Origin of the sequence: uncultured Xylophilus sp., from assembly GCA_913776965.1 — a bacterium.
Taxonomy (GTDB): Bacteria; Pseudomonadota; Gammaproteobacteria; order Burkholderiales; family Burkholderiaceae_C; genus Xylophilus.
Map to the genome: position 1 here is coordinate 17,533 of CAJYQL010000106.1, position 18,378 is coordinate 35,910.

An 18,378-nucleotide genomic window follows, 5' to 3' on the forward strand; every position below is an offset into this window, starting at 1 on the left:
CGCAGCGAAATAAAGGAGGAGGCCGCAGGCCGGGGGACATTCGCGGAGGGGAGTACCCGCCGACCCGGTCCGAACCACTAGGCGCCGACCCACGCACGACAAGATCAAAAACCGGCCCTAGCGCCTACCCCACCTGCGCCAAAAGCTATCAATTTAATAGCAAAAGGAAAGCAGAACCATCAACTAAGCCGCTGCAAGGCCGCCTGCGTGATCCCCGATAACGTCCCCCGCGTCGTGATTACTTCGGGGCTCAGCGGAATGTGGATCAGCGTGCCCGTCTCTGCCGCCAGTGCCCGCAGCAGCGCCGGCTCGAAGTCCGCAGCCGATTCGACCCGCTCCGCCGCATACCCGTAGGCCCGCGCCAGCGCGCAGAAGTCCGGGTTGCGCAGCGCCGTCCCGCTGATGCGCTCGGGATAGTCGCGCTCCTGGTGCATGCGGATCGTCCCGAACATGCCGTTGTCCAGCAGCACGATGATGCTCTTGCCGCCGTACTGCACCGCGGTCGCCAGCTCCTGCCCGTTCATCAGGAAGTCCCCGTCGCCCGCGATGGTGAACGCCACCCGGCCGGTGGCGATGCTCGCGGCGATCCCTGCCGGCACGCCGTAGCCCATCGCGCCCGAGGTCGGCGCGAGCTGCGTCTTGTGGCCCTTGGCGATACCGTGGTGGCGGAAATAGCGGTGGATCCAGCTCGCGAAGTTGCCCGCGCCGTTGGTCAGCACCGCATCGGCGGGCAGGTGCTTCTGCAGCGTCGCGACGATGGCCGGCATGTCCACCGCACCGGGCTGCGATTCGTCCAGGCCCGGCAGCTTCTGCGGGCGGATGTTGTCCTCATAGTCCGCATGCGCCGCGGCGGTCCAGTCCGCCCACGGCACCGTCGGCGGCGCGGTCAGCACTTCCAGACTGCGGGCCGCGGCGTCCATCGTCGCGTTGATCGCCAGGTCGGCCAGATAGACGCGGTTGAGCTCCTCCGCACCGCCGTGGATGTGGACCAGCGTCTGCTTCGGCTTCGGCGCCTCCAGCAGCGTGTAGCCGCCGGTCGTCATCTCGCCCAGGCGCGGGCCGATCGCGATCACTAGGTCGCTCTCGCGCACCCGTGCGGCGAGCTTCGGATTGATGCCGATGCCCACGTCGCCGGCGTACTGCGGATGGTGGTTGTCGAAGGTGTCCTGGAAACGGAAGGCGTTGGCCACCGGCAGTTGCCAGTTCTCGGCGAAGCGCTGCAGCGCCTGGGCCGACTGGGGCGTCCAGCCGCTGCCGCCGGCGATCACCAGCGGCTTCTGAGACGCCAGCAGCAGCTCGCGCAGCCGGCGCAGGCTGCCCGGATCGCTCCAGGCCTCGACCGGCTCGACGCGCGGCAGGGGCGCGGCCTCGACCTCCTCGCGCAGCATGTCCTCGGGCAGTACCAGCACCACCGGGCCCGGCCGTCCGGCCATCGCGGTGGCGAAGGCGCGGGCCACGTATTCGGGGATGCGGGCCGCTTCGTCGATGCGCTCCACCCGCTTGGCCATGCCCTTGGTGCTCGGGCCGAAGAAGCTCTGGAAATCGACTTCCTGGAAGGCTTCGCGGTCCCGGAAGTCGCTGCCCACGTCGCCGACCAGCAGCACCATCGGGGTCGAGTCCTGGAATGCGGTGTGCAGGCCGATCGACGCATTGGTCGCGCCCGGTCCGCGGGTCACGAAGCAGATGCCCGGCCGGCGCGTCAGCTTGCCGTGCGCCTCGGCCATGAAGGCGGCGCCGCCCTCCTGCCGGCAGACCACGAAGCGGATGCGGTCCGCATAGGTGTGAAAGCCGTCGAGCACCGCGAGGTAGCTCTCGCCCGGCACCCCGAAGGCGTGGGTCGCGCCCTGGGCCGCGAGGCATTCGACAAGAAGGTGGCCGGCGAGCTGACGTGTCATACGCGAATTCCGAATAAGCAGGAGGGCGAGGGGCGAATTATGGGCGCCTACAATCGCGGCGCCCGGCCCCGTGCCGGGCTCCAAGCGTTCTCAGGGCAGGGTGGAAATCCCTACCGGCGGTGATGGCGGGCATGGCCCGCACGAGCCCGCGAGCGCCCGGTGCGGTCCGCCTTGCGGTGCCGCGGCGGGGTCAGCAGATCTGGTGCGATTCCGGAGCCGACGGTCACAGTCCGGATGCAAGAGAGCGCGTTCCCACGGCCCGTGCCGACGGTGCGCCTGCGCGCGTGCCGCCGCGCGGGCACGGCGGTTCGTGCGCCCTGATTCTGGTCCCGCTCCCGTGCGAAGGCATTCCATGAGTCAGTCCCTTTCTTCCCTTTCTCCTTCGTCCTCTTCCTCGGCCGCTTCCTCGGCTTCCGCACCACTGTCGATCGCCTACGTACAGTCCGGCTGGCACGCCGACATCGTCGGCCAGGCCCGCACCGCGTTCTTCGCGGAAGCCGGCCGCCAGGGGGTCGATGCATCGTCGATCGAGGTGTTCGACGTGCCCGGCGCCTACGAGATCCCGCTGCACGCCAAGGCGCTGGCCGAGAGCGGCCGCTACGACGCGATCGCCGCCTGCGGCCTGGTGGTCGACGGCGGCATCTATCGCCACGACTTCGTCGCGACCGCGGTGATCGACGGCCTGATGCGGGTGCAGCTCGACACCGGCGTGCCGGTGTTCACCGCCGTGCTCACGCCGCACCATTTCCACGAGCACGGCGAGCACCGCGACTTCTTCTACCGGCACTTCACCGTCAAGGGCACCGAACTGGCGTCGGCCGTGCTGAAGACGGTGGACAGCCTGCGCCGCGTGCGCGCCCTGCCCCGGCCGGCCGCGGCCCGCATCGCCCGCGCCGCTTGAGGCGGATCGCCGGCCGCTGCCTGCCGAATAGGCGGCGTGTCGGAAGTCCTGTGCGATCAAGCACTTGCCGCCGCCCTCCCCGTCGCGGGCACGGGTTATCCCCAGGTTTGTCCCGTGCCGGCGGGGACAAGTTCAGGCGCTGGCGACGTGGATGCGCGGCAGCGGTCCGTCGCGGAACGCGGCAGACAGGAACTCGACGCACACCCGCACCTTCGCCGAATGGGTGAGCCGGGTCGGATAGACCGCCCAGATGTTGGCCTCCTGCCGCCAGGCCGGCAGCAGCTGTACCAGCCAGCCGTCGGCCAGCATCGGCCCGACGTCCCACAGCGAGCGCAGCACGACGCCGCGGCCGTCGACCGCCCACTGCACCGCGATCTCGCCGTTGTTGCCCGACAGCGGGCCGGTGACCTTGACCGTCTGTTCCTCCATGCCGGCGCGCAGCGTCCAGACGCCGAAGGACTGGTCGCGCTCCTTGATCACCAGGCAGTCGTGGCCCGCGAGGTCCTGCGGGCTGCGGGGCGGACTGCGCCGGGCCAGGTACGACGGCGCGGCGCACAGCACCCTGTGGTTCGACGCCAGCCGCCGCGCGATCAGGTGCGGCGCGATCTCGTCGCCGATGCGCACGTCGAGGTCGAAGCCCTCGGCCGCCACGTCCACCAGCCGGTCGAACACCTCCAGCCGGATCTTCAGGCCCGGGTAAGCCACCGACAGCTGCGACAGCAGCGGCGCGACCACGTTGCGTCCGAAACCGAAGCTGCTGCTGATCCGCAGGGCGCCGCGCGGTACGTGGCGGGTGGCGCTCACCTCCTGCATCAGGTGGTCCACGTCGTCGAGGATGCGCTCGGCCCAGTGGAACACCCGCTCGCCCTCCTCCGTCACGCTGACCCGCCGGGTGGTCCGGTGCAGCAGCCGCACGCCCAGGTCGTCCTCGAGCAGCCGGATGCGCTTGCTCACGTACGCGGGCGACACGCCCAGTTCCTCCGCCGCCGCGGCGAAGCCGGACTTGCGCGCGACGACGGTGAAGACCCGCAGGTCCTCGTTAGCGGGTGCTTTGCGCACGATCTGTGAAGAAAGCGTTCACGGTGCGCGGGATTGTATGGATTCCATGCACGACGAGAATCGCGTCCTACCCTCTCGACACAAAGGAAGACAGATGTCCGGTTCGTACAAGGTCGCCGTCCTCGCCGGGGACGGCATCGGCAAGGAAGTGATGCCCGAGGGCCTGCGGGTGCTGCAGGCCGCCAACGAGCGTTTCGGCCTAGGCGTGGAATTCACGCATTTCGAATGGGCCAGCTGCGACTACTACGCCGCGCACGGCCAGATGATGCCAGACGACTGGAAGACGCAGCTCTCGGGCTTCGACGCGATCCTGTTCGGCGCGGTCGGCTGGCCCGCCACGGTGCCCGACCACGTCTCGCTGTGGGGTTCGCTGCTGAAGTTCCGCCGCGAGTTCGACCAGTACATCAACCTGCGCCCGGTCCGCCTGTTCGACGGCGTGCCCTGCCCGCTGGCTGGCCGCAAGCCGGGCGACATCGACTACTTCGTGGTGCGCGAGAACACCGAGGGCGAATACACCTCGCTCGGCGGCGTGATGTACGAAGGCACCGACCGCGAGATCGTGATCCAGGAATCGGTCTACTCGCGCAAGGGCGCCGAGCGGCTGCTGAAGTTCGCGTTCGACCTGGCGCAGAGCCGGCCGAAAAAGCATGTGACGCTGGCCACCAAGAGCAACGGCATCGCGATCAGCATGCCGTGGTGGGACAAGCGCGCGGAAGAAGTCGCGCAGCAGTACCCGGACGTGGCGCTGGACAAGCAGCACATCGACATCCTGACCGCGCGCTTCGTGCTGCAGCCGGGCCGCTTCGACGTGGTCGCCGCCACCAACCTGTTCGGCGACATCCTGTCGGACCTGGGCCCCGCCACCACCGGCACGATCGGCCTGGCGCCCTCGGCCAACCTCAATCCGGAGCGCGATTTCCCGAGCCTGTTCGAGCCGGTGCACGGCTCGGCGCCCGACATCTACGGCAAGAACATCGCCAACCCGATCGCGATGATCTGGTCGGGCGCGCTAATGCTGGACTTCCTGACCCGCAGCGAAGGCGCCGGGCGCGCGGCGCACGACGCGATCGTCGCCGCGATCGAGGACGTGCTGCGTGCAGGCCCGCACACGCCCGATCTGGGCGGCACGGCCAACACTACCGAGATCGGCGAGGCGATCGCAGCGCGGCTGCTGCAGCAGCCGCAGGCCTGACCGGCGGCGACCGCCGGCACTGCGGAACCGCCTCTGCGGCAGCCCGGCGTCTCAGCGTGCCGATCCGCCGAACGGGCAGGCGGCGACCAGCCGCCACGGCCCGCCGAGGTAGTGCCAGACCTGCACCCCCACGGCGCCGATCGGATGCGGCACGAAGTCGTGTTCCAGGGTCTTCAGCAGCTGCCGCGCCTGGGCCGGCGGCACCTTGTTCTGCACTGTGACGTGCAACCGGCCATGCCACCGGCTGTCCTGCCGGCCGAGCAGGGACGCCCAACGGTCGGCGAGCGTCCTGCGCAGCTGCGTGGCGTCCGGCGACGTGAGGCCGTAGGCGACGCCTCCGCCCAGGAACAGCAACCGGTCCACGGCGAGGTCGAAGGCGGGGATCGCGGCGGCGAGCGCGCGCACATCGTGCACCACCCGGTCCTCCGCCTCCATCGGCAGCGCATGGAACAGGGTGATGTGCGCATCGAGCCAGTTGCGCTCCGGCGGAAAGTGCGCCCGGCGCATTGCAGTGAAACGGGCCGCGGCCTCGGAGTCCATCGCCAGGGTGACGATCAGGGCGGTCGGCGGCGTGGCGGAGCGATCGTCGCGCTGCGAAGGGGGTTCGGCAGGATTTGGCAGAGGCATGGCTGCACAGCCTCAGGCGCCCCTCGCGCCACGGCATTCGGACAGGTGCGCCTGCCCGCGTCGGACCGGTGCTCCCGGCGGTGCCGCTCAGGCCGCGGGCGGCGTGGCCGGCACCCGGTGGGCGCGGGCGCACCACCACACGCCGCCGATCAGGCAGACGATCGCCAGCGCCTCGCGCACGGACGGCCAGCGCTGCTCCCAGGCGAAGCCGTACAGCAGCGCGAACAGGGTTTCGAAGACGATCATCTGCCCGGTGAGCGTCAGCGGCAGCAGCCGGCTCGCGCGGTTCCACAGGCCGTTGCCGACGACCGACGCCAGCACCGCGACCGTGGCGGCGACCGCCCAGAAGCGCAGCCAGTCCGCCGATCCGTGCGACCCGGAGGTCGGCGCGAAGGCCGGGACCGCCAGCACCACCGCGCAGGCGCCGGTGACCACCCCGGTCAGCAGCGACCAGTCGTGGGCCGAGATATCGGGCCGGCGCGCGAGCCACCGGCTGTTGACGACCGAATACGCGGCCCACGAGGCCATCGCCGCGAAGGCGCACAACAGGCCGGCCATGCGCCGGGTGCGGTCGGCGGCGTCACCGCCCATGGCCAGCGCTTCGGCCCCGACGAGCCCGACACCAGCCACGCACAGGGCGAGCGGGCCGGCCAGTGCACGCAGCTGCAGCGCGCCCGCTTCGCGCGTGCCGACGAGGGTCACCGCCACCGGCAGCAACCCGATGATCAGCGATGCGGCCGCCCCGCCGGCCCACCGCACCGCGAGGGCCAGCAGCACGTAGTAGACGATGTTGCCGAGCAGGCTCAGCCGCACCAGCGCCCACCATTCCGCCCGGCCGACCGCGGCGGTGGCCGCCGGCCAGCGGGGCGCAAGCAGCAGCACCGCCACCGCGCCGTAGACGAGGTAGCGGCCCGCTGCGAGCTGCAGCGCGCCGAAGTCGCCCGCCACCTGCGGCGCGAGAAAGACCAGCCCCCACAGGGCGCCGGCTGCCGCACCGCAGGCGATGCCCCGCGAAAGTCGTGTGTCCATCGGATCGTTGCCTGAAAACGGCGCGCAGCATCGCACAGCCTAGACTCGGGCCGTACCGCCGACCTGCGCGATTCACCAAAGAGTTAACAATGGCCATGGCCCGAACCGACGACGCCCCCTCCGCTCCGCGCTCCCGCGATGCCGACCGGTCCCAGCAGGCGATCCTGGATGCGGCCGCGGCCGAGTTCGCGCAGCACGGCCTGGCGGGCGCCCGGGTGGACCGCATCGCCGAACTCGCGGGCCTGAACAAGCGGCTGATCTACTACTACTTCGGCAGCAAGGACGACCTGTTCCTGGCGGTGCTGGAGGCTGCCTACGCCCGCATCCGCGCGGCCGAGCAGGCGCTGCACCTGGAGGACATGCCGCCGGCCCAGGCGCTGCAGCGGCTCACCGAATTCACCTGGGACTACTACATCGCCCATCCGGAATTCCTGACCTTCCTCAACAGCGAGAACCTGCACCAGGGCCGGCACCTGGCGCAGTCGCGCAAGGCGCAGGCGGTCAATTCGCCGCTGGTGGAAACGCTGGGCGCGATCCTGGAGCGGGGCCGGCAGGACGGCAGCTTCCGCGGCGGCATCGACCCGGTGCAGCTCTACATGTCGATCGCCGGCATGGCGTACTTCTACCTGTCCAACCGGTTCACCCTGTCGGCAATCTTCGGCCGCGACCTGATGACGCCCAAGGCGCGCCACGAACGGCTGCAGCACATCAGCGACGTGGTGCTCGGGTATGCCCTGAGGAACTGAGCCGCCGGCCCGGTTGACGCTGCGGCACGCCGTTTCCTAGAATAGCTTCAATTAACCATTGAGTTAATAGCCGGCGCACCCTGCGCCGCCACCAGGAGACACCAACATGCCGCTGCAGACACCCCGCCTGCCCCTTTCGCCCCCCCGCCGCGCGCTCGGCGCGGTCGCCTGCGCCGCCCTGCTGGCCGCGCTGCCCGGCGCCGCCGCCTGGGCCCAGGCGCCCTACCCGAACAAGCCGATCCGGGTGATCGTGCCCTTCAGCGCCGGCAGCACCACGGACATCATCGCCCGCGCGATCACCGACAAGATGGGGCAGAGCATGGGCCAGACGCTGGTGGTGGACAACCGCGGCGGCGCGAGCGGCACGATCGGCGCTGCGGCGGTCGCGAGCGCCGCGCCCGACGGCTACACGATCATGATCCAGTCGTCGTCGCACACGGTGAATCCGTCGACCTTCGCCAAGCTGCCGTACGACACGCTGCGCGATTTCGCCGGCATCACGCCGATCGCCTCGCTGCCCAACGTGCTGGTGATGGCGCCGTCGAAGAACATCAAGACCCTGCCCGCGCTGCTGGCCGCCGCCCGCGCCAAGCCGGGCAGCCTGAACTTCGCGTCCGCCGGCCAGGGTAGCGCGACCCACCTGAACGCCGAGAAGTTCAAGATGGCCGCGAAGATCGACGCGACCAACATCCCGTTCAAGGGATCGGCCGAGGCAGTCAACGAAGTGCTGGCGGGCCGCGTGGACTACTACTTCTCGCCGCTCGCCCCGGTCGCCGGCCAGATCAAGGACGGCCAGCTGGTCGCGCTGGCGGTCGGCTCGCCCAAGCGCTCGGCCGCCCTGCCCGACGTGCCCACCACCGCCGAGGCCGGCGTGCCGGGCTCGGAATTCAACTTCTGGATCGGCATGATGGCTCCGGCCAAGACGCCGCGCCAGATCGTCAACCGGCTGCACGACGAAGTGGTCAAGGCGCTCGCCACGCCCGAGGTGAAGCAGCGTTTCGCCAACCTGGGCGCCGATGCCTGGACGCTGTCGCCGGAGCAGTTTGATGCCTATATCAAAGACGAGACGCAGAGCAATGCGCAGCTGGTGAAGGCGGCCGGGCTGGCGCAGCAGCAGTAAACGCAGGCCCCCCTACGACACCGCCCCGGACCGCCAACGCGGCCGGGGCGGTTTCTTTTTCCAGTGCACCATCGGCCGCACGGGGCGGCCGGGGACACCGGCGTCAGACCGCGCTGCGGTGTCGCTCGATGCAGGCTGCCAGCGTCTCTTCGCCGCTGCGCTGCCACCAGTCGGCCGACGAGAAGATCTCGACTTCGCTGACGCCCGCATAGCCGGCATCCTCCACCCAGCCGCGGATCTTCGGGATCTCGATCACGCCGTCGCCCATCATCCCGCGGTCGTTCAGCAGGTCGCGGGTCGGGGTCAGCCAGTCGCAGACGTGGAAGGCGAGCAACCGTTCGCGGCCGGCGCGGGCGATCTGGGCCCGCAGCTTCGGGTCCCACCAGACGTGGTACACGTCCAGCGCCACGCCGAGCGCGCCGGATTTCTGCGGATCGAGCGCGTCGCAGATGTCCAGTGCCTGCTCCAGCGTGTTGACGCAGGCCCGGTCGGCGGCCTGCATCGGATGCAGCGGCTCGATCGCGAGCGGCATGCCGACCTTGCGGGCGTATTCCAGCGAGGCGGCGATGCCGTCGTGCACCTCGGCGCGCGCGCGGGCGATGTCCTTGTAGGCCGCCTGGCCAGCGAGCGCGCCGGGCAGCGCGCCCACCACCAGCACCAGGCAGGCGGCGTCGAGCATCTTCGCCTCGTCGATCGCGCGGCGATTGTCGTCCAGCGCGGCACGCAGGCCGGCCGCGTCAGGCGCCGGGAAGAAGCCGCCGCGGCAGTAGCCCGACAGGCCGATGCCGTGGGCCTTCAGCTGGGCTGCCAGCCGGTCGATGCCGACCGCGGCGACCTGGTCGCGCCACGGGCTGATCGCGCGGATGCCGTGCGCCGCGCACTGGTCGACGATGCGGTCGAGCGGCACTTCCCCGCCGTGCTGCTTGCGCAGCGTCGCGGTGTTGATCGACAGCCAGTCGTGGTCGCGGGAGAAGTCACGCATCGGATGCTTTCGGTTCGGAAGAGGACATGGAGAGAGGTGGTGCGTCGGCCAGGCGTTCGCGGCGCAGCTGGCGCAGCAGCGCGGCGTTGTCGAGCTCGCCGTCGCCGGCCGCGACAGCCGCGCGCATCAGGGCGGCGTGGGTTTCCGACAGCGGCAGGCGCTGGCCGGCGGCGGCCGCATCGGCCAGCATCAGGCCCACGTCCTTCAGGTGCTGGCGGATGCGGGACTGCGGCGCGAAATCGCCGCTCACCATCATCGCGCCCTTTGCTTCGGCGGCGGCCGACGTGGCCGGCGTGGCCAGCACGAGTTCGAGGAACGCGGCCGGCGCGATGCCGAGCGCTTCGGCGAAGACGAAGCCTTCGGCCAGCGCGGCACGGTTCAGGCCGATGACGAGGTTGGTCGCGAGCTTGGCGCGCGCCCCCATGCCGGCGCCGCCGGCGTGCACGCGGCGGGCGGCGATCGCGTCGAACACCGGCGCGCAGCCGGCGATGGTCGCGGCGTCGCCGCCGAGCAGCATGGTGGCGGCGCCCTCGGCGATCTGCCGGCTGGAGCCCGAAAGCGGCGCCTCCACGAAGCCGATACCGCGGGCGGCCAGCCGCGCCGACAGCGCCGCGAGCGCCGCCGGCTCGCCGGTGGAGCAGTCGACCACCGTGCGGACCGTGGAGCCGGGGCCCAGCAGTCGGTCGCCCGTGCCTTCGAGTACCTGCAGCACGTCCTGCGTGTCGAACACGGCCAGCACCGCAGTGCCGACGGCCGCGCCCAGCGCGGCCAGCGTGTCGGCGGGCCGTCCGCCGGCGGCGGCGAGGGCATCGCGCGCCTCGGGCCGCAGGTCGAAGCCGTGCACCGTGAAGCCGGCCGCCTGCAGACGCGCGGCGAGCGCACTGCCGACCAGCCCGAGGCCGACGATGCCGACCGCGCGGTCGGTCGCGGGAAGAGCGTCCATCTCCTCTCTCCGGTCAACGTGCCAGCGAGGCGCCGCCGCAGATGCGGAGGTCCTGGCCGGTGATCGCCGCCGCAGCGGGCGACAGCAGGAACAGCACCAGTGCGGCGATCTCCGACGGCTCGATCAGCCGGCCGATGGGCGGCAGCCGCGGTGCGGCGGCGGCACGGGCCGGATCGTCGAGCATGGCGGTGCGGGTGGCCGCCGGCGAGACGACGTTCACCGTCACGCCCTGCGCCGCCACTTCCGCGGCCCAGCTGCGCGCCAGCGCCACCAGCGCCGCCTTGGTCGCGGCGTACTGGCTGCGGCCCGGCAGCCCGTCCGCCACCCGGCTGCCCAGCAGCACGCAGCGGCCGCGGCCGGCCGCCGCCATCGCGGGCAGCAGCCGGTCGGCCAGCAGCGTGGCGCACTGGGTGTGCAGCCGCCACATCAGCTCGCTGGCGCCGGCGTCGATCGCGCCGAGCGGCGCGGGCCGCAGCACGCCGGCCGCATGCACCGCCGCCTCGGGCGTGCCGGCGGCCAGCAGGGTGTTCACGCAGGCGGTGGTGGCCGGCCCGTCGCTCAGGTCCACCCGCTGCGCCGCAAAGCGGTCGTGCGCGATCCGCGGCGGCGCGATGTCCAGGCCGGTGACGCGCCAGCCGGCGTCCAGCAAAGCCTGCGCGATCGCCTCGCCGATGCCGGAGCTGCTGCCCGTTACCCAGGCATGGGGCTCACTCGACACGGATGTTCCCGTCGGTGACGATCTTCTGCGCGCGGGCCGCGTCCTCGCGCTGGAACTTCGCGAAGTCGGCGGCACTGCCCGGGGTGAGCTGCAGGCCCTGCTGCACCAGCTTGTCGCGCATCTCGCCGGCCAACGCCTTGTTCACCTCGGTATTGAGGCGCTGCACGACCGCCTCCGGCAGCTTCGCCGGGCCCCAGAGGCCGTACCAGCTGTAGAACTCGTAGCCGGGGATCGTTTCCGCGACGGTCGGCACGTCCGGCAGGTTGGGCGCGCGGCGGTCGCCGGTCACGGCCACCACCCGGAGCATGCCGGAGCGGTGGTACTGCAGCGAGCCGAGGATCGGGTCGATGAAGCCGTCGATCTGGCCGCCGATCAGGTCCTGGAAAGCCGGCGCGGTGCCCTTGTACGGCACGACCAGGTACTCGATGCCGCCGGCGCGCTTGAGCAGTTCCGTCGCCAGGTGACCGGCCGAACCGATGGAGCCGACCGCGAAGCTCATCTTGCCGGGGTTCGCCTTCGCATGGGCGATCAGCGACTTCACGTCCGTGATCGGCAGGTTCTTGTTGATCGCCACCGACAGCGGCGCCTTGGCGACCAGCGCAATCGGGGTGAAGTCGGTCGCCGGGTTGTAAGGCACCGACTTCATCGTCATCGGCGCGCTGATCTGGGTCGAGGCGTTGAAGAGCAGCGTGTAGCCGTCGGCCGGCGCCTTCGACACGATGTCGGCGCCGATGGTGCCGTTGCCGCCCGGCTTGTTGTCCACGACGACCGGCTGGCCCAGCTGCTCCGACAGTTTCTGCGCGAGTTGCCGGCCGACCGCGTCGAGCGTGCCGCCCGGCGGAAACGGAATGACCATGCGCACCGGACGGGCCGGCCAGGTCTGCGCGGACGCAGCGAAGGCCAGACCGCACAGGCCGGCCAGCACCACCCTGCGGGCGACGGATGTCTTCGGGGATGTTGTCATGGGACGTCTCCTTATTTGTTCTCTGCCGACGGTCGCGCTGTCACTCGATGCCGTGCACCGCCAGCAGCGAGCGCATGCGGCGCGCGGCCAGCTCCGGCTGCTGCAGCAGGTCGGCCGCATCGGCCAGGCGGAACAGCTCGGCCAGGTGCGGCAGCGAGCGGGTGCTCTGCTGGCCGCCGACCATGGTGAAGTGGCTCTGGTGGCCGTTGAGCCAGGCCATGAACACCACACCCGTCTTGTAGAAGCGGGTGGGCGCCTGGAAGATGTGGCGCGACAGCGGCACCGTTGGGCCCAGGATCGCGTGGAAGCGCTCGGTGTCGCCGGCCGCCAGGGCGGCGAGCGCGGCGCTGGCGGCCGGTGCGATCGCGTCGAAGATGCCGAGCAGCGCGTCGCTCTTGCCGTGGGTCGGCGCGCTGCCGGCGCCGTCGCCGGCGATCAGTTCGGCGTAGTTGAAGTCGTCGCCGGTGTACATGCGCACGCCCTGCCCGTCCGGGCCGCCGGTGGCCGGCAGGCGGCGGCGCATCGCGATCTCGTAGTCCTTGTTCAGCAGCGAGATCTTGATGCCGTCCACCTTGTCGGCATGCGCGGCGATGATGCCAAGCGTGGTGTCCATCGCGCGGGCCACGTCGTAGGGCGCGCCGGCCACCACGCCCTCGCTGCCGTTCCAGTAGCCGGCCAGCGCCGGGTCGAACATGTCGCCGAGCCAGTGCAGCACCACCGGCTGCTTCGCCTGCGACAGGATGCGGTCGTAGACACGCTCGTAGTCGGCCGGCGTCTTCGCGACACGGGCGAGCGCACGGCTGGCCATCACGATCAGCTTGCCGCCGAGCTTCTCGATCGCCTCCATCTGCTCTTCGTAGCCGCGGATCACGTCGTCCACCGTCTTCACCTCGTCGAGGACCAGGTGGTCGGTGCCGCAGCCGCTGGCGACCAGCGCGCCGGGCATGTCCTGCGCGGCGTCGAGGCTGCGGCGGATCAGTTCCAGCGAGGTCGGCCAGTCGAGGCCCATGCCGCGCTGCGCCGTGTCCATCGCCTCAGCCACGCCCAGGCCGAGCGACCAGAGGTAGCGGCGGTAGGCGATGGTGGTGTCCCAGTCCACCGAGCATTGCAGCCACGGGTCGATGGCGGCGCGCGGGTCGGCCACCACGTGGGCGGCGGAGTACGCGATGCGGTCGAACACGGTGCCCGCCGGCGGCGCGACGGGCGGCGTGCCGCGCAGGGTGTAGGGCGCCAGGCCGCCATCGGCGGTGGGCAGGGTCAGGGTGGTGCTCATGGCGGCTCTTTTCAGAAGGAAATATGCGGTTTGCGCAGGTGGCGCCTGCGCAGGCTGCTATCAGATCGAGAGCGCAGGCACGTCCACCCAGCGGCGGTCCTTCCAGGACTCGAGTGCGGCCTCGACCAGCTGCACGCCCTTGGCGCCTTCCGGCAGCGTCCACCGGTACGGCGCGTCTTCCGCGACGTGGCGGATGAAGTGCTCCCACTGGATCTTGAAACCGTTGTCGTAGGTCTGGGTGTCCGGCACGTCCTGCCACTGCTCGGTGAAGTGCATCGTCTGCTTCACGTCGGGGTTCCACACCGGGCGCGGCGTGTTGACGCGGCTCTGGGCCTTGCAGCCGGTGAGCGTGGCGACCGCCGAGCCGTGGGTGCCGTCGACATGGAAGGTCACCAGGTCCTCGCGGTTGACGCGGGTGGCCCAGCTCATGTTGAGCTGCGCCACCACCGGCTCGCCGTTGTGGCCGGTGAGCTGGGCGGTGGCGTAGGCGGCGTCGTCGGCGGTGGCGGTGTATTCCTTGCCGTTTTCGTCCCAGCGCGTCGGGATGTGGGTCACGCCCAGGCAGGAGATGGACTGCACTTCGCCGAACAGGTTGTCCAGCACGTAGCGCCAGTGGCACATCATGTCGAGGATCATGCCGCCGCCATCTTCAGAGCGGTAGTTCCAGCTCGGGCGCTGGATCGGCTGCAGGTCGCCCTCGAACACCCAGTAGCCGAACTCCAGCCGCACGCTCAGCATGCGGCCGAAGAAGCCGGCGCGGCGCAGCATGTCGAGCTTGCGCAGGCCGGGCAGGAACAGCTTGTCCTGCACGGCGCCATGCTTGATGCCGTGGGCCTTGCCGGCCTCTTCGGCCAAGCGGGCGATCTCCACCGCCTCGTTCAGGTTGGTGGCGATCGGCTTTTCGCAGTAGACGTGCTTGCCGGCGCGGATCGCCTTGGCCAGCAGCGTCGGGCGCATCTGGGTGGTGCCGGCGTCGAAGAACACGGTGTCGTCCGGATTGGCGAGCGCCGCGTCGAGGTCGGTGCCCCAGCGGTCGATGCCGTGCGCCTTGGCCAGTGCCTCGATCTTCTCGGCGTTGCGGCCGATCAGGATCGGGTCGGGCATGACCTTGTCGCCATTGGAGAGCTGCACGCCGCCCTGCGCGCGGATCGCGCAGATCGAGCGGATCAGGTGCTGGTTCATGCCCATGCGGCCGGTGACGCCGTGCATGATGAGTCCGAGTCGTTGGGTTGCCATGGGATGTGTCGCCTTTGTCGGTTGGAGCATGAGGTGAAAACCGGTGACAGCGGCACGCTGGCCTCGCTAATTCACCATTCAGTTAATATAGATGATACAACTCATGGCCGTCAATGGGGCTAACACCCCTGGCTGACCGCAGATGCAAAAAAGCCGGCCGTGTCGCCACGGCCGGCTTTAGTTATCTCTTTGGTGAATTAACAGCCTGTCAGGCCGGCACCGCCCCCACCGGCGTGCGCCGCGCGCGCCGCACGTTGAACGCACTGACGATCAGCACGCCCTGCACCACCGCCAGCCCGACCAGCACGTCGCGGAAACGGCCGTGGTCCATCAGCGCGCCGAAGAGCAGCGGCGCGAGCGCCTGGCCGATGTCGAGCCCGGCATAGACCACGCCGTAGACACGGCCGGTCGCGTTGGCCGGCGTCGAACGTTTGACCAGCAGGTCGCGCGACGGCCCCGAGATGCCGGCGGAAAAGCCCATCGCGCCGAATAGCGCCGGCACCGCCTGCGCCGGCAGGCCGGCGAACGCCAGCACCAGCGCCATCGCCGCCGCGAGGCCGAAGCCGATGCCGACGATGCGCTCGCAGCGCGACGGGTCGGACGCGAGGAAGCCGCCCAGCACCATGCCGCCCGCGCTGCAGACCATGTAGATGCTGAGGCAGGCCGCCACCAGCGCCACCGGCATGCCGTGCAGCTGGCGCGCCGCCTCGGGCGCGAAGGCCTGCACCACGCTCAGCGACGCGGCGTAGAAAAAGAAGAAGGCGAAGCACATCCAGACCGCCGGGATCTGCAGGAAGGCCAGGCTGTGCTCCTGCGGACCGGCATGGCCGGTGGCCTGCAGCACCGCCTTCTTCTCGATGACGAGGTGGCTGCGTTGGAACCACAGCAGCACCAGCACCGCGAACGCGAGGGCGCCAGCGGCCAGCAAGGCCACGCGCCACGAGAACGCCACCGCGAGCGGCACCACCATCGCCGGCGCCAGCGCCCAGCCCAGGCTGCCGGTGATGCCGTGCACGCTGTATGCATGGCCGAGCCGCGTCTGCGCGACCCGGCGGTTGAACAGCGTGTAGTCGACCGGATGGAACACGCCGTTGCCGATCCCCCCAACCACCGCGCTCGCCAGCAGCATCCAGTAGCTCTGCGCCAGCGCGTAGCCGACCGCCGCGAGCGCGATCAGACCGAGTCCGGCGAACAGCACCGGCCGTGGGCTGTAACGGTCGACGATGAAGCCGGCGCCCGCCTGCACCAGGCACGACACGACAAAGAACACCGTCAACACCAGGCCGAGTTCGGCATAACCGACCTGGAACGCGTCCTTCAGCCATGGGAACAAGGGCGCCAGCAGCAACTGGCTGAAATGGCTGATGCCGTGTGCCAGCCCGACCAGCCCGATCAGCACCGCATCCTGGCGGACGGTGGGCCCGGCCGGGCCGGAGGAAGAAGCGGGAGCAGCGGTAGTGCGCATGGCGGCGAGGCCGGCGGGCAGGGCCGACGGCGGCAGGATCGAGGAAGAACCGATCGTAGGACCGGCCGACGCGTCTGGATCGCGACGATGGGCCAACTATCGTCGAAAATCCGCCAATGGCATCCTCGATCCGCTGCACCCTTCGCGCCCGAACCGCGCCGACGGTCGGCTCCCTGACGCCGCACCTGTTTGTGCCGACGGCCGACCGTCCGGTGCGCGCCAAACAGCGGCCGCTCGCAGCCGAAACCATCGTTACCCCGCACCGCCATGCCTGGCCGCAGCTCACCTTCTCGGCCACCGGCGTGGTCCGGGTGACGACCGAAGGCAGCACGATCATCGTGCCGCCGAACCGCGCCGCCTGGGTGCCGGCGGACATGGAGCATTCGATCACCGTGGTCGAGGATGCCGAATTGCGCACCGTCTATTTTCACGCCCGGGCGCCGTCGGATGCGCCCTGCTGGTCGCGCTGCGTGGTGGTCGAGATGAGGCCGCTGCTGCATGCGCTGGCGATGGCGCTCGACATCGCGCCCGACGGCAGCGCCGATGCCGACCGCGCGGCCGCCTGCCGGGCCCGCGAGGCGCTGATCGCGCCGCTGCTGGCCGACGAGCTGGCCGGCGCGCCGCAGCTGCGCATGGGCGTGCCGCTGCCCGATGCCGAGCGCGGCGACAAGCGGCTGCGCGCCCTGTGCGAAGCGGTGCTGCGTGCGCCCGGCCGCAGCGCGACGCTCGGCACCTGGGCGGCGGAAGCCGGCGCCAGCGAACGGACCGCCGCCCGGCTGTTCCGCAGCGAGCTGGGCCTCAGCTGGCACCAGTGGCGGCAGCAGGCGCTGCTGGCGCATGCACTGCCGCTGCTGGCGCGCGGCGCGCCGGTCGCGCAGGTAGCGGCGGGAAGCGGCTATGCGAGCGACAGCGCCTTCACCGCAATGTTCCGGGCGGCCATGGGACGGTCGCCGCGGGAATTTCAGGCAAAAAAGGGGCTCTAGCGCCCGTCCTGTCTGCGCCAGCCGCTATGCATTCGATAGCGGATGGCGACGGCGGGTTCAGCGTACCAGGATCTCGACCCGGCGGTTGCGCACCTCGTCCACCTCGTCGCGGGTCGGCACGGCCAGCTCGCGCTCGCCGCGGCCGGTCGCCTCGATCCGGCCGGAGGGGAAACCGCGCTGGACGAACAGGTCGCGCACCAGCTGCGCCCGCTGCAGCGACAACGCATCGTTGTATTCGCCGCGGCCGCGGGTGTCGGTATGGCCGATCAGCACGATCTCGGCGCCGCTGCGCGCGAGCGTCTCGTTCAGCACCCGGCCGGTCGCGGCCTGCGATTCGGCGGTCAGGCGGGTGGTGTCGGTCTGGAAATAGAGCACGAAGCGCACCGGCTTCGGCGGCGCGGTGGCGAACAGCGGCGCATAGGTCTGCTGCACCTGCTCAGCCTGCGATTGCTGCAGCACCGGCGCCTGGCCGGTCCGCGCGACGGCGGTCTGGTAGGGCTGCGACAGCCGCTGCTCGGCATTGGCGGCCCGCACGATGACCGCCGACGGCGTACCGTCTTCCTGGGGCAGCAGCGTGACCTGGGTGCCGCCGGCGGGCGGCTTGGCGGCGCAGGCGGCGAGCAGCAGCACGGTCGCCGCCAGCGCGGCGCGGGACAGGAGTGCGAGGGGCGCCGCCATCAGCGGGCTTCCGGGGCCGATTCCTCGACCGCGACGATGAAGTCGGTGCCGCGGATGCCGATCAGCGCGGTGGGCGTGGTGACCGACACCGCGTCCGGCCGGTTTTTGCCGATCAGGCCGGTGACCATGCGCATCGTGCCCCGCAGCACATTGACCGCGACGCTGCCCTGGTAGGTGGTCGCGTCGTAGGCGAACTCGCGCAGCTCCATCCGGCTGTTCGGGCCGACCACGACGGTGGTGCCGTCGCGCAGGACCATGCTGGCGGAGCTGTCGGCGCCGGTCGTGATCCGGTCGGTGGCGGCCACCGCCTCGCCGGCCGCGAGCGGCCGTTCGGCGCCGGCGGACGTCACCGTAACCTGCCCCTTGATGACCTTGGCGATGCCGGCGCGGTTGGCGGACGCGGCCGTGCTGGCGGCGCCGGTCGGCGTGACCTGGGCGAACGCGGCGCCGCTCAGCATCAGCAGGACGGCACCGATCGCGCGCGAAATGGCGGATGAAGGCATGGGCACCTCGCAATGACGTGGGACCCGGATTGTCGGCCAGAAGCGACAACTTCTTGCAGATGAC

The 18,378-nt window shown here is 70.7% G+C and carries 18 protein-coding genes and 1 riboswitch; of the genes, 5 read left to right on the forward strand and 13 right to left on the reverse strand.

All coding sequences use genetic code 11. From position 1 onward, the window contains the following. Positions 1-179 precede the first annotated feature (179 nt). Entirely contained in the window at positions 180-1,895 is a 1,716-nt protein-coding gene (locus QZ500_RS15075) for a thiamine pyrophosphate-binding protein (protein WP_295856223.1), read from the reverse strand. A gap of 82 nt (positions 1,896-1,977) precedes the next feature. Beyond that, positions 1,978-2,145, forward strand: a riboswitch (FMN riboswitch). A 102-nt stretch (positions 2,146-2,247) separates the two neighbouring features. Between QZ500_RS15075 and QZ500_RS15080 the strand changes: the two genes are divergently transcribed. Further along, on the forward strand, positions 2,248-2,796 hold the full coding sequence (locus QZ500_RS15080; RefSeq protein ID WP_295856224.1) for a 6,7-dimethyl-8-ribityllumazine synthase: 549 nt from the start codon (positions 2,248-2,250) through the stop codon (positions 2,794-2,796). 132 nt (positions 2,797-2,928) lie between these two features. Here the strand turns inward: QZ500_RS15080 and QZ500_RS15085 are convergent, their stop codons facing one another. Beyond that, a complete protein-coding gene (locus QZ500_RS15085; protein ID WP_295856225.1) occupies positions 2,929-3,855 on the reverse strand; it encodes a LysR substrate-binding domain-containing protein in 927 nt (308 codons plus the stop codon). 94 nt (positions 3,856-3,949) lie between these two features. Between QZ500_RS15085 and QZ500_RS15090 the strand changes: the two genes are divergently transcribed. After that, entirely contained in the window at positions 3,950-5,047 is a 1,098-nt protein-coding gene (locus QZ500_RS15090; RefSeq protein ID WP_295856226.1) for a tartrate dehydrogenase, read from the forward strand. Positions 5,048-5,098: 51 nt separating this feature from the next. On the opposite strand, the gene QZ500_RS15095 is transcribed toward QZ500_RS15090, so the two are convergent. Together QZ500_RS15095 and QZ500_RS15100 are read right to left on the reverse strand one after the other, a co-directional pair. After that, the gene (locus QZ500_RS15095; RefSeq protein ID WP_295856227.1) at positions 5,099-5,674 is read right to left on the reverse strand and encodes a 2'-5' RNA ligase family protein; all 576 of its coding nucleotides are present in this window, start codon (positions 5,672-5,674) and stop codon (positions 5,099-5,101) included. A gap of 87 nt (positions 5,675-5,761) precedes the next feature. Continuing rightward, complete coding sequence (locus QZ500_RS15100; protein ID WP_295856228.1) at positions 5,762-6,703, reverse strand: DMT family transporter; 942 nt, start codon at positions 6,701-6,703, stop codon at positions 5,762-5,764. Positions 6,704-6,798: 95 nt separating this feature from the next. Here QZ500_RS15100 and QZ500_RS15105 point away from each other — a divergent pair, with 95 nt between their 5' ends. Continuing rightward, the gene (locus tag QZ500_RS15105) at positions 6,799-7,449 is read left to right on the forward strand and encodes a TetR/AcrR family transcriptional regulator (RefSeq protein ID WP_295856229.1); all 651 of its coding nucleotides are present in this window, start codon (positions 6,799-6,801) and stop codon (positions 7,447-7,449) included. 106 nt (positions 7,450-7,555) lie between these two features. Beyond that, positions 7,556-8,569, forward strand: coding sequence for a tripartite tricarboxylate transporter substrate binding protein (locus tag QZ500_RS15110; RefSeq protein ID WP_295856230.1), 1,014 nt, complete (start codon positions 7,556-7,558; stop codon positions 8,567-8,569). Between the two features lie 103 nt (positions 8,570-8,672). On the opposite strand, the gene QZ500_RS15115 is transcribed toward QZ500_RS15110, so the two are convergent. The 7 genes from QZ500_RS15115 to QZ500_RS15145 all read right to left on the reverse strand — a co-directional run bounded on the left by QZ500_RS15115 (position 8,673) and on the right by QZ500_RS15145 (position 16,150). Beyond that, positions 8,673-9,551 carry a sugar phosphate isomerase/epimerase family protein gene (locus QZ500_RS15115; RefSeq protein WP_295856231.1) on the reverse strand — a complete coding sequence of 293 codons (879 nt, stop codon included), beginning with the start codon at positions 9,549-9,551 and terminating at the stop codon, positions 8,673-8,675. After that, positions 9,544-10,494 (reverse strand): NAD(P)-dependent oxidoreductase, encoded by a 951-nt coding sequence (locus QZ500_RS15120; RefSeq protein WP_295856232.1) that lies wholly within the window; start codon positions 10,492-10,494, stop codon positions 9,544-9,546. The genes QZ500_RS15115 and QZ500_RS15120 overlap by 8 nt, the downstream gene beginning before the upstream one ends. Positions 10,495-10,507: 13 nt before the next feature. Beyond that, a complete protein-coding gene (locus tag QZ500_RS15125) occupies positions 10,508-11,212 on the reverse strand; it encodes an SDR family oxidoreductase (protein WP_295856233.1) in 705 nt (234 codons plus the stop codon). Continuing rightward, a complete protein-coding gene (locus QZ500_RS15130) occupies positions 11,202-12,176 on the reverse strand; it encodes a tripartite tricarboxylate transporter substrate binding protein (protein WP_295856234.1) in 975 nt (324 codons plus the stop codon). Before QZ500_RS15130 ends, QZ500_RS15125 begins: the two co-directional genes overlap by 11 nt. Before the next feature lie 40 nt (positions 12,177-12,216). Then, complete coding sequence (locus tag QZ500_RS15135) at positions 12,217-13,449, reverse strand: dihydrodipicolinate synthase family protein (protein ID WP_295856235.1); 1,233 nt, start codon at positions 13,447-13,449, stop codon at positions 12,217-12,219. A 60-nt stretch (positions 13,450-13,509) separates the two neighbouring features. Continuing rightward, a complete protein-coding gene (locus QZ500_RS15140; RefSeq protein ID WP_295856236.1) occupies positions 13,510-14,685 on the reverse strand; it encodes a Gfo/Idh/MocA family oxidoreductase in 1,176 nt (391 codons plus the stop codon). 208 nt (positions 14,686-14,893) lie between these two features. After that, on the reverse strand, positions 14,894-16,150 hold the full coding sequence (locus tag QZ500_RS15145; RefSeq protein WP_295856237.1) for an MFS transporter: 1,257 nt from the start codon (positions 16,148-16,150) through the stop codon (positions 14,894-14,896). A gap of 116 nt (positions 16,151-16,266) precedes the next feature. Here QZ500_RS15145 and QZ500_RS15150 point away from each other — a divergent pair, with 116 nt between their 5' ends. After that, on the forward strand, positions 16,267-17,133 hold the full coding sequence (locus QZ500_RS15150; RefSeq protein ID WP_295856238.1) for a helix-turn-helix transcriptional regulator: 867 nt from the start codon (positions 16,267-16,269) through the stop codon (positions 17,131-17,133). Positions 17,134-17,190: 57 nt separating this feature from the next. On the opposite strand, the gene QZ500_RS15155 is transcribed toward QZ500_RS15150, so the two are convergent. Together QZ500_RS15155 and QZ500_RS15160 are read right to left on the reverse strand one after the other, a co-directional pair. Next, positions 17,191-17,811 (reverse strand): OmpA family protein, encoded by a 621-nt coding sequence (locus QZ500_RS15155; protein ID WP_295856239.1) that lies wholly within the window; start codon positions 17,809-17,811, stop codon positions 17,191-17,193. Continuing rightward, positions 17,811-18,314: a FecR family protein gene (locus QZ500_RS15160; protein ID WP_295856240.1), complete on the reverse strand. Its 504-nt coding sequence runs from the start codon at positions 18,312-18,314 to the stop codon at positions 17,811-17,813. Before QZ500_RS15160 ends, QZ500_RS15155 begins: the two co-directional genes overlap by 1 nt. Positions 18,315-18,378 lie beyond the last annotated feature (64 nt).

Coding starts and splice junctions, on each gene's coding strand:
- QZ500_RS15075 (WP_295856223.1), bottom strand. CDS start 1,895: ATGACACGTCAGCTCGCCGGCCACCTTCTTGTCGAATGCCTCGCGGCC.
- QZ500_RS15080 (WP_295856224.1), top strand. CDS start 2,248: ATGAGTCAGTCCCTTTCTTCCCTTTCTCCTTCGTCCTCTTCCTCGGCC.
- QZ500_RS15090 (WP_295856226.1), top strand. CDS start 3,950: ATGTCCGGTTCGTACAAGGTCGCCGTCCTCGCCGGGGACGGCATCGGC.
- QZ500_RS15095 (WP_295856227.1), bottom strand. CDS start 5,674: ATGCCTCTGCCAAATCCTGCCGAACCCCCTTCGCAGCGCGACGATCGC.
- QZ500_RS15100 (WP_295856228.1), bottom strand. CDS start 6,703: ATGGACACACGACTTTCGCGGGGCATCGCCTGCGGTGCGGCAGCCGGC.
- QZ500_RS15105 (WP_295856229.1), top strand. CDS start 6,799: ATGGCCCGAACCGACGACGCCCCCTCCGCTCCGCGCTCCCGCGATGCC.
- QZ500_RS15110 (WP_295856230.1), top strand. CDS start 7,556: ATGCCGCTGCAGACACCCCGCCTGCCCCTTTCGCCCCCCCGCCGCGCG.
- QZ500_RS15115 (WP_295856231.1), bottom strand. CDS start 9,551: ATGCGTGACTTCTCCCGCGACCACGACTGGCTGTCGATCAACACCGCG.
- QZ500_RS15120 (WP_295856232.1), bottom strand. CDS start 10,494: ATGGACGCTCTTCCCGCGACCGACCGCGCGGTCGGCATCGTCGGCCTC.
- QZ500_RS15130 (WP_295856234.1), bottom strand. CDS start 12,176: ATGACAACATCCCCGAAGACATCCGTCGCCCGCAGGGTGGTGCTGGCC.
- QZ500_RS15135 (WP_295856235.1), bottom strand. CDS start 13,449: ATGAGCACCACCCTGACCCTGCCCACCGCCGATGGCGGCCTGGCGCCC.
- QZ500_RS15140 (WP_295856236.1), bottom strand. CDS start 14,685: ATGGCAACCCAACGACTCGGACTCATCATGCACGGCGTCACCGGCCGC.
- QZ500_RS15145 (WP_295856237.1), bottom strand. CDS start 16,150: ATGCGCACTACCGCTGCTCCCGCTTCTTCCTCCGGCCCGGCCGGGCCC.
- QZ500_RS15150 (WP_295856238.1), top strand. CDS start 16,267: ATGGCATCCTCGATCCGCTGCACCCTTCGCGCCCGAACCGCGCCGACG.
- QZ500_RS15155 (WP_295856239.1), bottom strand. CDS start 17,811: ATGGCGGCGCCCCTCGCACTCCTGTCCCGCGCCGCGCTGGCGGCGACC.
- QZ500_RS15160 (WP_295856240.1), bottom strand. CDS start 18,314: ATGCCTTCATCCGCCATTTCGCGCGCGATCGGTGCCGTCCTGCTGATG.